The sequence below is a fragment of the Meiothermus luteus genome (assembly GCF_003574085.1).
GTDB lineage: Bacteria > Deinococcota > Deinococci > Deinococcales > Thermaceae > Meiothermus > Meiothermus luteus.
Window position 1 is genome coordinate 1 of record NZ_QWKZ01000023.1, and the last position, 12314, is coordinate 12314.

Annotated in this window: 12 protein-coding genes; 9 read left to right on the top strand and 3 right to left on the bottom strand. The window is 63.1% G+C overall.

What is annotated here, in order from left to right:
- The 3 genes from Mlute_RS04995 to Mlute_RS05005 form a co-directional block, all read right to left on the bottom strand.
- The coding region (locus Mlute_RS04995) for an NmrA family NAD(P)-binding protein (protein WP_119359649.1) at positions 1 to 1033 on the bottom strand (1033 nt) is incomplete at its 3' end.
- Between the two features lie 61 nt (positions 1034 to 1094).
- Positions 1095 to 2183, bottom strand: a complete 1089-nt coding sequence (locus Mlute_RS05000; protein WP_119359650.1) for an aromatic ring-hydroxylating oxygenase subunit alpha — start codon at positions 2181 to 2183, stop codon at positions 1095 to 1097.
- A 169-nt stretch (positions 2184 to 2352) separates the two neighbouring features.
- A complete protein-coding gene (locus Mlute_RS05005; RefSeq protein WP_119359651.1) occupies positions 2353 to 3147 on the bottom strand; it encodes a DUF4384 domain-containing protein in 795 nt (264 codons plus the stop codon).
- Between the two features lie 150 nt (positions 3148 to 3297).
- On the opposite strand from Mlute_RS05005, the gene Mlute_RS05010 reads away from it, so the two are divergent.
- From Mlute_RS05010 to Mlute_RS05050, 9 genes are all read left to right on the top strand, one after another.
- Complete coding sequence (locus Mlute_RS05010; protein ID WP_119359652.1) at positions 3298 to 3939, top strand: lysophospholipid acyltransferase family protein; 642 nt, start codon at positions 3298 to 3300, stop codon at positions 3937 to 3939.
- Positions 3940 to 4046: 107 nt separating this feature from the next.
- Positions 4047 to 4349, top strand: coding sequence for an HU family DNA-binding protein (locus Mlute_RS05015; RefSeq protein ID WP_119359653.1), 303 nt, complete (start codon positions 4047 to 4049; stop codon positions 4347 to 4349).
- A gap of 85 nt (positions 4350 to 4434) precedes the next feature.
- On the top strand, positions 4435 to 5199 hold the full coding sequence (locus tag Mlute_RS05020) for an SDR family NAD(P)-dependent oxidoreductase (RefSeq protein ID WP_119359654.1): 765 nt from the start codon (positions 4435 to 4437) through the stop codon (positions 5197 to 5199).
- Positions 5200 to 5360: 161 nt separating this feature from the next.
- Positions 5361 to 6134: an ABC transporter ATP-binding protein gene (locus Mlute_RS05025; RefSeq protein ID WP_119359655.1), complete on the top strand. Its 774-nt coding sequence runs from the start codon at positions 5361 to 5363 to the stop codon at positions 6132 to 6134.
- A 75-nt stretch (positions 6135 to 6209) separates the two neighbouring features.
- A complete protein-coding gene (locus tag Mlute_RS05030; RefSeq protein ID WP_119359676.1) occupies positions 6210 to 8147 on the top strand; it encodes a long-chain fatty acid--CoA ligase in 1938 nt (645 codons plus the stop codon).
- 10 nt (positions 8148 to 8157) lie between these two features.
- Positions 8158 to 9063, top strand: a complete 906-nt coding sequence (locus Mlute_RS05035; protein WP_119359656.1) for a branched-chain amino acid ABC transporter permease — start codon at positions 8158 to 8160, stop codon at positions 9061 to 9063.
- Positions 9064 to 9075: 12 nt separating this feature from the next.
- Complete coding sequence (locus tag Mlute_RS05040) at positions 9076 to 10152, top strand: branched-chain amino acid ABC transporter permease (protein WP_119359657.1); 1077 nt, start codon at positions 9076 to 9078, stop codon at positions 10150 to 10152.
- Between the two features lie 45 nt (positions 10153 to 10197).
- Positions 10198 to 11406, top strand: a complete 1209-nt coding sequence (locus tag Mlute_RS05045) for an ABC transporter substrate-binding protein (protein ID WP_119359658.1) — start codon at positions 10198 to 10200, stop codon at positions 11404 to 11406.
- A 58-nt stretch (positions 11407 to 11464) separates the two neighbouring features.
- Positions 11465 to 12283 (top strand): ABC transporter ATP-binding protein, encoded by an 819-nt coding sequence (locus Mlute_RS05050; RefSeq protein WP_119359659.1) that lies wholly within the window; start codon positions 11465 to 11467, stop codon positions 12281 to 12283.
- The last annotated feature ends 31 nt before the right edge of the window (positions 12284 to 12314 follow it).

Below are 12314 nucleotides of genomic sequence, written 5' to 3' on the forward strand. Positions count from 1 at the left end.
CCCCGAGGGAGGCGAAGACCTGGTAGACCCTTTCGGGGAGCGCCTGGATGGGAAGGGCCCGCACCTCGCGGATGATCCCCTCCCGGTCCTCCAGGAAGTAGCTCTGCCCCTGGAGGGCCCCGGACCAGCGGGTTTCCACCTCGCCCAGGGCAATGCGCGCCAAGGCCAGCTCCACCGCCTTGCGGTATGGGATGGGGGTCACCTCGGGGAAGAGGGCTTGGGCCTTGGCGGTGTCCGCCACCAAGGGGTGGAGGATGCCCTCCACCAGGGGCAGGGCCAGGCGGTTCGGGATGGGGGTCACGAGCCCCACCCAGAGGGCGGCAAGCCTTGGGGCCAAGACGGGCACGGACAGGATGAGGCGCTTTAGGCCCCGCACCTCGGCGTAGGTTTCCATCATGGCCTTGAAGGTGAGGGGCGGGGCCCCGACCTCCACCACCCCCGAAGGCCCCCGCTCCAGGGCCAGGAGGAGGTAGGCCAGGATGTCCCGGATGGCGATGGGGGAGACGGGGTTCAGGATCCACCGGGGGGCCACCATCACCGGGAGACGCTCCGTGAGGTAGCGGACCATCTCAAAGCTCGCCGAGCCCGAGCCCACGATGGGGCCGGCGCGGAACTCCGTGGTGGGCACCGCCCTCCTCAAGATCTCTCCCACCCGGGCCCGGCTCGCCAGGTGGGGAGAGGGCCTTCCCGTTCGGGGCAGGAGCCCCCCCAGGTAGATGGCGTGGGGGAGGCCCACCCGCTGGGCGGCTCGGGCGAAGGCCTGGGCTTGGCGCTCCTCCGCCTCCTGGAAGCGGGCCGCGGAGAGCATGGCGTGGACCAAGTAGTAAGCGGCCTCTACTCCCTCCAGGGCCCGAAGGAGGGCTTCCTCGTCCTCGAGGCTCCCCTCCACCACCTCCACCTGCCCCGCCCAGGGGCGGCCCCCCAGGCGGCGGGCGTCCCGCACCAAGACCCGGACGCGGTGGCCCCTTTCCAAAAGCCGGGGCACGAGCCTCCCCCCCACATACCCCGTGGCCCCGGTGACCAGGACGCGCATGACCCAAGCCTAAGGGGGGGCTAGGGAAAAGCTTTGTAGCCTAAGGAAAGGCTAGGGCTTTTTAGGAAAGCGCCTCCGCGAGCAGCCGGTGAAAGTGGTGCACCCCCTGCTCCCGCTTCACGCTGAAGCGGCCCTGGTGGTAGAAGCGCGACTTAATCCCCTTCTGCACCGCTTCCACCACCACCTCGTCCTCGCGCTCTACCCGGTCGAGGGCAGCCCCGGCTCCCGCCTCGAGCTTGCTTGCATCCCAAACATAGGGCAGAAACGAAACCTTGGTCAGCTCCGGCCCCAAAGGGCGCACCACGTTGACCGAGAGGCCCCAAGGGTAAAAGTTCAGCATCAGGTTGGGAAACACCCAGTAGTAGTAGGCCGCAATGCGCTTGCCGTAGTCGGGCGAGTCCTTGGGCAGCTCAAAGCAGGGCTCGCCGGGGGCCGCGACGCCCAGCTGCAGGTTGCACCAGTCGTAAATTTCGGTGGTGTAGCTGCCGTAGTCAATGGCCGTGTTCAGCGAGGCGTGGATGTAGGGGATGTGGAAGCCCTCGAGGTAGTTGTCGCAATAAAGCGCCCAGTGGGCCCGCACCAGGTAGTCGCGGGCCCGGGCCGGTTCAAAGTAGAACTGCCGGAAGGGCATCCAGCCCACCCGCGCCTCTATGGGCTTCAGCACCTCCTCCAGGGGAACGGCAGGGTTCAGGCTGGCAAAGAGGAACTTCCCCTCCCCCCAGGTCGCAAAGGCCACTTTGGGCAGGTCGTCCTTGGGGCTGGGGAAGCCCTGCACCCCTTCGAACTCCGGCATGGCCTGAAAGCAGCCGTCCAGGCCAAAGCGCCGCCCGTGGTAGCGGCAGCGCAGATAGCGGGCGTTGCCGCCGCTCTCGGCCACCAGCATCCCCCGGTGGGTGCAGACGTTGGAGAGAAGGTGCAGCCGGTCGTCAAAGTCGCGGGTCAGCACCAAGGGCTCGTCCAAACAGCCCTCGAGCAAGGTAAAGGGCTTGACCGTACCGGGGGCCTTCAGGTCGTCGGTGTCGCCTACCCACTGCCAACTCCGGGCAAAGACCTTCTCCTTGGCGGCCTCGTAGAGGGCCGGGTCTTTGTAGAAGCTAGCCGGCAGGGTGGAGGCCTGGGCGATGTCGGGGTGAACCTCGAGCTCTCTCATGACTCCCTCCCACAAAAAATTGGCGCAGCCAGAGCCTGACCGCACCACGCAGGAGCGTACTTCACTTACCAGCAGCCACGATAGCCTGGGCAAAGCGCAGGGGCCTAGTTTGCGCTACGGGCCAGAGGGGCACGACCACCATTCTACCAGGCCCCCGCGGGGGCGGGCTTTACCTGCCCCACTCCAGCCGCACCACCAGCTCCCCGCCCCTTGGACCCACGCTCACCTCGAGCCTATCCTCCCCCCGGCGGTACTCCGCCCGGTAGGCCAGGCTCTTCTTGTCCCCTTTGGAGCGGAAGCTCACCTTCACCCAGCCCTTGGAGAGAAGGTCCCTGTGGTAGTGGCTAAAGACCTGCTCCACATCGCCCCCCCGGTAGGCCACCCGATACTCGGTCTCCTTCCGGTCCTCCCAAAGCACCGCGTAGCCCGGCAGGGGCGGGATGAAAAAGAGAGGAGGTTTGAGGGCCGCCACAGGGGGCTGCACCTGGTAGCGCACCGCGCTGCTCACCCAGTCGCGCTCGGGCAGCAAAACAGACCCCCCGCCCGCCGCCCGCAGCCGCCCAATCTCAGCGAGCTGGGCGGGCGAGAGGGGCCGGCGGCTGGCCACCGCGAATACCTGGGCCACCCCGGCGGGGCCGCCCAGGGTAAACTCATAGCGGGCCCCCGGCTCGGGGAAGGTCCGGGTTTCACCCGCCCGCAGGTAATTCTCCGAAGAGAAGGCGTTGGGCAGAATCAAGCCAACCTGGCCGTCGGCACCGAGGTTGAAGAGGTAGATGTAGACGTCCCGGTTGGCTTGGGCGTAAATGCGAATCCTGTCCCCAAAGGAGTAAGTCGCGGGGTCGCGGTCAAGCCAAAGCCGCAGCTCGAGCCCAGGAGGCACGGGGCTCACCAAAATCCCCTGGGGGCTCAGCGGCGCTGCGAAGGCTAAAGAAACCAGGCTCCCTAAGGCTACCAAACGTTTCATGGTTCCTCCTGGGTTCCAGGCTAGGGGGAAAGCCCGCCCCCACCATGAAACCCACGTCAGGGGAGCTTAACCCTGGCCTTGAGCGCTCCTTTACGTTGCACCTCCCGCAGGGCTGGCCCCTCGAGGGGCTCTTTCTTATGATGAGATGCCATGTACGCCTATGGCCTTAGCGTCTACAGGGTTTGCAAGGTTCTGGCCACCTTCCTGCTCAAGGTGCTGTTCGGCTTCCGGGTGGAGGGGGCCGAGAAAATTCCCAAAGAAGGCCCGGTCATCCTGGCCTCCAACCACATGTCCTTCCTAGACCCGGTGGTGATGGGCGTGGCCTGCCCACGGGTGGTAAGCTACATGTCGCGCGACGATCTGTTCAGGTACCCCATCCTGCGCTGGTTGCTGCCCCGGCTGTACGTGATACCCGTGGCCAGGGGGGCAGGCGACCTGGCCGCCATTAAAGCAGCCATCCGCACTTTGCAAAACGGCATGGTCTTCGGCATCTTCCCCGAAGGACGGCGCAGCCGCACCGGCTACATTGAGCCTTTCAAAACCGGCACCGCAGCCATCGCCCTGCGCACCGGCGCCCCCATCGTCCCGGCCGCCATCATCGGAAGCGACAAGGCCTGGCCGGTGGGCAAAGGGCCGCGCCTTCGCCGGCCCATCCGGGTTGTGTTCGGCGATCCCATAGCGGTATCCCCAGGAAAGACCGATCACCAAAGCCTAGAAGCCCTTACTCAGCAGCTCGAGGCTGCCGTAACCGCCCTTCTCCCCCCCGAGTATCACAGGAAGCCCACCATTTAGGTATTCTGTTTTTAGCAGAAAAGGCTTCCTTTTCGCCCTGGCGCTTGCAATTCTACACTAAGCTGTGATAGACTCCGTGCTGAAGGGAAAACAAAGGAGGTAATGCTATGGCAAAAGCTGGAGCAAGGAAAACCAAGACCAAAGCGGACCTGATAGACCAGGTGGCCGCCGCAGCCGGTTTGAAGAAGAAGGACGCCAAAGCTGCCGTAGATGCCTTCTTGAGCAAAGTTGAAGACGCCCTCAAGTCTGGCAGCAAGGTGCAGCTCACCGGCTTTGGCACCTTTGAAGTGCGCAGCCGCAAGGCCCGCACGGGGGTCAAGCCCGGCACCACCCAAAAGATCAAAATCCCCGCTTCCAAGTACCCCGCCTTCAAACCGGGCAAAGCCCTGAAGGAAGCGGTCAAGAAGTAGGCATCCCGTCCCTTCCAATAGAGGAGGCCTTGGCCTCCTTTATTGCTTTGGCCAAGAAGGCGCCCAGCTTGGTTAGGATAGGGCCATGTTTCAAGGCAAGGTGGTGCTGGTCACCGGGGCGGCGCGGGGCTTAGGCCGGGTCATCGCAGAAGCCTTTGCACGAGAGAAGGCCCTGCTGGTGCTTTGCGATGTGCGGCCGGAGGGTCTGGAAGTGGCCAAGCGGTTGGGGGGCTTGTTCGTCTACGCCGACCTGGCCCTGCCTGGCCACCGCGAGCGGCTGGTAGAGCAAGCCGTCAAGCAGTGGGGAGGGGTAGACGTGCTGGTCAACAACGCCGCCATAGCCCCGCCCGGCTCAGCCCTCAAGGTGAGCCTCGAGGAGTGGCAGCGGGCCCTGGAGGTGAACCTGACCGCCCCCATGCACCTCTCGGCCCTGGCCGCGCGGGAGATGGCCCGGAAGGGCGGAGGGGCCATCGTGAACATCGCTAGCGTACAGGGGCTCTTCGCCGAGCAAAACAACGCCGCCTACAACGCCTCCAAGGGCGGCTTGGTCAACCTCACCCGCTCTTTGGCCCTTGACCTAGCTCCCCTGCACATCCGGGTCAACGCGGTGGCCCCCGGTGCAATCGCCACCGAGGCGGTGTTGGAGGCTATTCAGATGTCCACCCACCCCGAACTCACCCGCCAAGACTGGGAAGACCTGCACGCCCTGCGCCGCCTAGGGCGGCCCGAAGAGGTCGCTGAGGCAGTGCTGTTCTTGGCCTCGGAGAAGGCCAGTTTCATTACCGGGGCCATCCTCCCGGTGGATGGGGGCATGACCGCCAGCTTCATGATGGCCGGGCGGCCGGTCTAGGCTGCCGCGGGCCGGGCAACCGGAAGCAAAATGCAACGCTTTTTATCAAAAATCGCTACAAAGCGTTGACATAGTTTCCAGGTGTCGCTATACTTGGCCCCAACCAAACGCGTGTTAGGCCTACCCATTCGGGGTTTTTGGCAGTCTTACCAGGAGGCGCGGTGCAACTTCAGGTAGATAAGGTCACCCTAAGCTTTGGTGGCGTGCAGGCGCTGAGCCAGGTTTCGCTCGAGGTGGACAGGGGCGAGCTGGTTTCGGTAATAGGGCCCAACGGAGCGGGAAAAACCAGCCTTCTAAACTGCATCTCGGGCTTCTACCACCCTAGCTCTGGGAGGATCGTCTTTGAAGGCCACGACCTGACCCACGCCCCGCCCCACCTGGTCACCCGCTACGGGATTGCCCGGGCTTTCCAGAACATCGAGCTCTTCACCGGAATGACCGTGCTGGAGAACCTGATGATGGCCCGCCATATCTTCGGCCACTACAACCTGTGGGACAACCTCTGGTTCTATGGCCGGGCCCTTCGGGTTAGCGTAGAAAACCGCCGTATTTGTGAGGAAATCATTGACTTTATGGAGCTCGAGCCCTACCGCAAGACCCTGGTGGGCGACCTGCCCTACGGGGTGCGCAAACGGGTGGAGGTGGCTCGAGCCCTGGCCCTCTCCCCTAAGCTGCTGCTCCTGGACGAACCGATGGCAGGCATGACCCTTGAAGAAAAGGAGGACATGGTGCGCTTCATCTTGGACATAAGGGCCGAGCGGGGCACCACCATCGTCCTCATTGAACACGACCTGGGGGTGGTGATGGACATCTCCGACCGCGTCTACGTCCTTGACTTCGGACAGGTCATCGCTTCGGGCCTCCCCGAAGAGGTCAGCCAAAATCCAAGGGTGCAGGAGGCCTACGTGGGGGTGGAGGTGGAACATGGGGCATAGACCTCAGGCCACCTTAAAAACCAAACCGCAGGCCAGGAGCCACTACCGGCTCCGCCTTCAGGGGGTGGTCCCGTGATGCCCTCGGGCTACGAGCTCAAAAAGTACACCCTCCCCCAAGTTCTACGGCTGCGGGCCCAACACACGCCTAAAAAGGTGGCGCTGAGGGAAAAAGACTTCGGCATCTGGAACGAAATTACCTACGAGGACTACTACCGCCACGTCACCCGCTTCGCCGCAGGGCTGCTGGCCCTGGGCTTTGAGAAGGGGGAGCGGCTGGCCATCATCGCCGACAACATCCCCGAATGGCTCTACGCCGAGCTGGGTACCCAGGCTGTGGGGGGTATCTCGGTCGGGGTTTACCAGTCCTCCCTGCCTCCCGAAATCGCCTATGTCCTCTCCTACACGGGAACCGCCTTCGTCCTGGCGGAAGACCAGGAACAGGTGGACAAGCTCATAGAAATCAGGGGTGAAATCCCCAGCGTCCGTAAGGTCATCTACGAAGACCCCAAGGGCATGCGGACCTACCGGGACGACCCCTGGCTCATCAGCTACGAAGAGGTAGAGCGGTTGGGCGAAGCCTACCTGCAACGCCACCCAGCTTTGGTGGAAGAGCGTATTGACGAGGGAAACCCAGAGGACGTCTGCCACCTCTCCTTGACCTCTGGCACCACGGGCAGACCCAAGGCGGCCATGCTGCGGCACCGGAACCTCCTGCACATGGGGGTGGCCTTGCAGGAGGTAGATCCCCTGGAGCCTACCGATGACTACCTTTCCTTCCTGCCCTTCGCCTGGATTGGCGAACAGATGATGTCCGTGGGAATGGCCCTCGCCGGGGGATTCGCGGTCAACTTTCCCGAATCCATTGAGACCGCTATGAACGACCTTAAGGAGATCGGCCCCCACGTGATGTTCAGCCCCCCTAGGGTCTGGGAGGGCACCCAGAGCCAAATTTGGGTTCGCATCTCCGAGACCTACGCCTTCAACCGCTGGGTCTACAACCAGATGCTCAAGATTGGCTATCGCGCCGCCGACTACCGCATGCGCGGAAAGCCCATGCCCATCGGCCTGCGCATCGCCTACTGGCTGGCCGACCAAATCATGTTCAGACCTCTGCGCGACCAGCTAGGCTTCCTGCGGTTGCGCCGGGCCTACACGGGGGGGGCTGCCCTAGGCCCGGATGTCTTTCGCTTCTACCATGCCATCGGGGTCAACCTAAAGCAGATATACGGCCAAACCGAGATTATAGGGATTGCCTTCGTACACCGCGACGGCGATGTGCGGGCCGACACCGTAGGGCTGCCCATTCCTGGGGGCGAGGTGAAGATCAGCGAGCGAGGAGAAATCCTCTGCCGTTCCGATGCGGTGGTGGCGGGCTACTGGCAAAACCCCGAGGCCACCGCTGAGACCTTCGCCGATGGGTGGCTGCACACCGGCGACGCCGGCTACCTCACCCCGGAGGGCCACCTGGTGGTGATCGACCGGGTTTCAGACGTGATGCACACCAGCAGCGGCCACATGTTCAGCCCTCAGTTCATCGAGAACAAGCTCAAGTTTAGCCCTTACATCAAAGAGGCGGTGGTCTTCGGCAACCAAAGGCCCTACATCACCGCCTTCATCAACGTAGACCCCCAGACCGTGGGCAAGTGGGCCGAGGACCGCCGAATCGCCTACACCACCTACCTAGACCTCTCCCAAAAGCCCCAGGTGGCCGAGCTGATTCGCAAGGAGGTACAGGCAGTCAACGAGAGCCTCCTGGAACACCTCCGCATCCAACGCTTCGTGCTTCTATACAAGCTCTTGGACGCCGACGACGATGAGCTCACCCGCACTGGGAAGGTGCGCCGAAAATTCATAGCCCAGCGCTATCAAAACCTAGTGGAGGCCCTCTACAGCGGGGCCCAGCGGGTACAGGTGGAAACCGAGTTCAAGTACCAGGATGGCTCCACCCAAAGGGTGTCCACCGAGGTGAGCGTGCTCGAGACCCAACCTCACCAGCCCTTGGTGGGGGCGTAGGAGGGTTGCAATGGAGTTGGTGCAAAACCTAATTTCCGGCGTCGCGGTGGGCTGCATCTACGCCCTGGCCGCCCTAGGCTTTGTCCTTATCTACAAATCCAGCCGGGTCATCAACTTTGCCAACGGCCAGCTCATTGCCATAGGGGCCTTTCTGGCCTATGCCTTGGCGGTCTGGGTTGGGCTCCCGGTCCTCCTGGCAATGCTCCTAGCCATGCTCCTCACCGCAGGCCTCGGTTTCCTGGTAGAGCGAATTTTTCTACGCAGGCTGGTTGGCCAACCCATCATCTCGGTCATCATGGTCACCATCGGCCTGGCCAGCGTCCTCGATGGGCTGATGTACCTGACCCCCTTTGGGTCTGGCAACTTCACCTTTCCCCAGTTCCTCCCTCCAGGCGGCCTAAACTTAGGGGGCCTCAGCGTCTCCTATCCCCAGCTTCTGGCCATTGGCTTCACCGCGGTGTTTCTCCTAATCTTCGGCTGGTTCTTCCAGCGGTCGGTGCTGGGGATAGCCATGCGGGCTGTGGCCGACGACCAGATGGCCTCCATGAGCCTGGGGGTCTCGGTGGAGAAGGTCTTTGCCTTGGCCTGGGCGGTGGCAGGCCTCGCCGCCGCGGCGGCCGGAATCGTGGTGGGTGCAGTTTCCGGGCTGAACCAGGATGGACTGATTGCCATCGGCCTGGCGGTCTTCCCGGCCGTCATTCTGGGTGGGCTTGACTCGGTCCCGGGCGCGGTGGTGGGGGGCATCGTCATCGGAATCCTGCAGTCCTTCTCCACTGCCTACCTGGACGGCCTGCTGGCCCAGATAGGGCTGGTGGGGGGTGGGTCGCAGTACGCGGTGCCCTTTCTGGTCCTCCTGATAATGCTTTGGTTCAAGCCACACGGCCTGTTCGGCACCGAGGAAATTGAGCGGGTATAAAAGGAGCACACCATGCGCAACCCCTGGGCCCAGACTGGAAACTACCGCACCTCCTACGCCCAAGACACCACCATCTTCGCCAACTATCGGGAGATTGTTTCCATAGGGCTGCTCCTCATCGGACTCTGCCTTCTCCCCACCTTTCTAGAGCGTTCTCAGGTGCTGGTGCTCAACTTCATATTGATCTACGCAATCGCGGTGCTGGGTCTGAACATCACCACCGGCTACGCGGGGCTTATCAGCGTGGGGCAGGCCGCGTTCATGGGGGTGGGCGCCTACACCGTAGCCCTCACCGCACCCCACCTGCCCTTCTGGCTCACCATCCCCCTAGGTGGCCTGACCGCAGCCTTGGTGGGGTTTTTGGTGGGGATTCCTAGCCTGAGGGTAAAGCACCTCTACCTAGCCCTGGCCACCTTAGCCTTCCAAGAGATTTTCGTATGGGTCGTCGGGCGCAGCCCAGCGCTGGCCCAGGGAGCTGCAATCCCAGTAGAAATGCGCAATTTTCTGGGGCTAGAGATTACTTTCCGAAACCACAACTACTTCTGGTATTACGTGATTCTCCTCACGCTGGTGGTTCTGGTCATAGCCTGGCGCAACCTGCTGAGGGGCAAGTACGGCCGGGCCCTGATTGCCGTGCGGGACAACGACCGCGCCGCAGACGCTATGGGAATGAATCCGGGCCGCACCAAGCTCTTCGCCTTCGCCTTGGGGGCCCTGTACGGGGGGGTGGCTGGCGGGCTACTGGCCTACATGCAGCGGGCGGTGGTGGTGGAGGAGTTCACCCTGGTTCGCTCGGTGGCCCTGCTGGCCATGGCCATCGTGGGCGGCCTGGGCACGGTGGTGGGCAGCCTGCTGGGGCCGGCCTTTATTGAGCTCCTCAGGCTTTACGTAGAGCGGCTTTCGGAGTGGATGAAGGGCAACGCCTTGATACAGAGCATCACCCCAGCAGGGGTCGACGTGGCCTCGGCCCTCCTGCCCCTTTCGTTTGGGTTGGTCATCGTCCTCTTTTTGATGTTTGAGCCGCGCGGCCTTTACAATTGGTGGCGGCTCATCCGAAGCTACTTCCGAACCTGGCCATTCAAGTACTAGGGTAGGCAACACCGCTTCACGCGCGTTGCAATCAAAGGAGGCACCATGAAGCGCATCTTGGTTTTAGGTCTGGTGGCGGCCCTGGGGCTGGCTTTAGCCCAAGGGCGTACGGTAACCCTGCTTTGGTCGGGGGCCATCACCGGCCCCACCTCGGACGTAGGGGGGCCTTACGCTGCGGGCATTGAGGATTACTGCAAGTACGCCAACGAGCAGAGGCTCATTCCCAACGTCACCCTGAACTGCATCGTGCGGGATGACCAGTACCAAAACCCCATCACCCAAAGGATTCTGGAGGAGGCCCTGGACCGGTCTAAGCCAGCCATCTACCTGGGCTACTCCACGGGGGCCATGCTCCAGCTCAAACCCCTCATCCAGGAGGTCAAGCTCCCCACCATACCTGCCTCGGCGCACATCGGCCTGATTGACCCTCCCAACAACCAGTACATGTTCCTTCCGGTAAGCAGCTACTCCGAGCAGGTGGTGGCCCTGATGGAGTACATCAACCGCACCGACCGAGGGGCCCGCATCGCCCTGGTGGTCAACCCCAGCCCCTTCGGCAGGGCCGTGGTGGACCACGCCCGAAGGGCTGCCCAGCGGCTTGGGCAAACCATTGTGGACGTCCGGGAAGTGGGTGGGGGCAACCTGGACAACACCGCTTTGCTGCGGGCCCTGGACGCCGCCGGTGCGCAGTACATCATCCACCAGAACGTGGCCGGCCCTGTGGCCAACATCCTCAAAGATGCCAAGCGGCTGGGCCTTGACCGCAAGATCAGGCAGATGGGGGCGGTCTACACCGGGGGCTCTGACCTAATTCGGCTGGCGGGCGATGCCGCCGAGGGCTACTTGTGGGCCAGCAGCTACTACACCCTGGACGAGAACACCCCTGGCATCACCCTGCAAAAGCAGCTCGCGGCCAAGTACAACCGGAGCGCCGATACCCTCAACTCCACCAACTACACCGCCGGAATGCTGGCCGCAGCCATCGCGGTGGAGGCCATGAAGCGGGCCGCGCAACGTTTTGGTGGCCGAATTGACAACGAAACCGTCTACCAGTCCATCATCGGCATGAACGGACCAAACGCCTTCAAACCAGGCTTCGCGGTTTCTACCAAGGCGGGTATTGAGATTGACTTTACCCGCAGTGAGCAGACCGGGGCCGAGGGGCTTCGGGTGCTCGAGGTGCGGGGGGGTAAGTTCGTGCCCATCACCGACCCCTTTACCTCCGCCCTCTTCCGGCAGGTGAGGAACCCCTAAAGCCCTCCAAGGCCGAAGGCAGGCTGCCTTCGGCCTTGGGCCCTTAAAGGGAGGCCGCATGCAGCCTGAGGATATAGGACCCATCCTGCTCGAGGTAAACAACATTGAGGTGGTCTACAAGGACATCATCCAGGTGCTCCGAGGGGTCTCCCTAAAGGTACCCGAAGGCCACATCACCGCCCTTCTGGGCCCCAACGGGGCCGGCAAGACCACCACCCTCCGGGCCATCTCCGGGCTCCTGGTACCCGAGGATGGGCGTGTGGTCTCGGGGTCCATCCGCTACCGCGGCGAAAACATCGCCAACCGCCCTCCCGAAGAAATCGTGCGGATGGGCATCGTGCAGGTACCCGAAGGGCGACGGGTTTTCAAGCACCTCACCGTGGAGGAAAACCTCCGGGTGGGCTCCATCACCCGCCAAGATGGGGACAAGGTCAAAGAGGACCTGGAGCGCATCTACCACTACTTCCCGCGGCTGGCAGCTCTTAAAAACCGCCTGGCCGGCTACTGCTCCGGGGGAGAACAGCAGATGCTGGCCATAGGCCGGGCCCTGCTGGCCCGCCCCCGGCTCCTGCTGTTGGACGAGCCCAGCCTGGGCCTGGCTCCCTTGCTGGTGCGGGAGATTTTTGACATCGTGGCCCAGGTTAACGCCGAGGAGGGCGTGACCGTGCTGGTGGTTGAGCAAAACGCCCGGGTAGCCCTCTCGGTGGCCCACTATGGCTACATCATGGAGTCGGGGCGGATCGCCTTGGAGGGCACCCGCGGGTACCTAGAGGCCAACCCCGACGTCAAGGAGTTCTACCTGGGGGTGGCCAAGTCGGGAGGGAGGAAGAGCTTCAGGGAGGTCAAAAGCTACCGTCGGCGCAAGCGGTTCATGTAGGTCCTTTGCGACGCAAGGCAGCTTTTAGGGT

What these genes read in the sequence shown, in the direction of transcription:
- Mlute_RS05040 (WP_119359657.1), top strand. Translation starts at nt 9,076, where the DNA reads ATGCGCAACCCCTGGGCCCAGACTGGAAACTACCGCACCTCCTACGCC.
- Mlute_RS05000 (WP_119359650.1), bottom strand. Translation starts at nt 2,183, where the DNA reads ATGAGAGAGCTCGAGGTTCACCCCGACATCGCCCAGGCCTCCACCCTG.
- Mlute_RS05005 (WP_119359651.1), bottom strand. Translation starts at nt 3,147, where the DNA reads ATGAAACGTTTGGTAGCCTTAGGGAGCCTGGTTTCTTTAGCCTTCGCA.
- Mlute_RS05035 (WP_119359656.1), top strand. Translation starts at nt 8,158, where the DNA reads ATGGAGTTGGTGCAAAACCTAATTTCCGGCGTCGCGGTGGGCTGCATC.
- Mlute_RS05010 (WP_119359652.1), top strand. Translation starts at nt 3,298, where the DNA reads ATGTACGCCTATGGCCTTAGCGTCTACAGGGTTTGCAAGGTTCTGGCC.
- Mlute_RS05045 (WP_119359658.1), top strand. Translation starts at nt 10,198, where the DNA reads ATGAAGCGCATCTTGGTTTTAGGTCTGGTGGCGGCCCTGGGGCTGGCT.
- Mlute_RS05015 (WP_119359653.1), top strand. Translation starts at nt 4,047, where the DNA reads ATGGCAAAAGCTGGAGCAAGGAAAACCAAGACCAAAGCGGACCTGATA.
- Mlute_RS05050 (WP_119359659.1), top strand. Translation starts at nt 11,465, where the DNA reads ATGCAGCCTGAGGATATAGGACCCATCCTGCTCGAGGTAAACAACATT.
- Mlute_RS05030 (WP_119359676.1), top strand. Translation starts at nt 6,210, where the DNA reads ATGCCCTCGGGCTACGAGCTCAAAAAGTACACCCTCCCCCAAGTTCTA.
- Mlute_RS05020 (WP_119359654.1), top strand. Translation starts at nt 4,435, where the DNA reads ATGTTTCAAGGCAAGGTGGTGCTGGTCACCGGGGCGGCGCGGGGCTTA.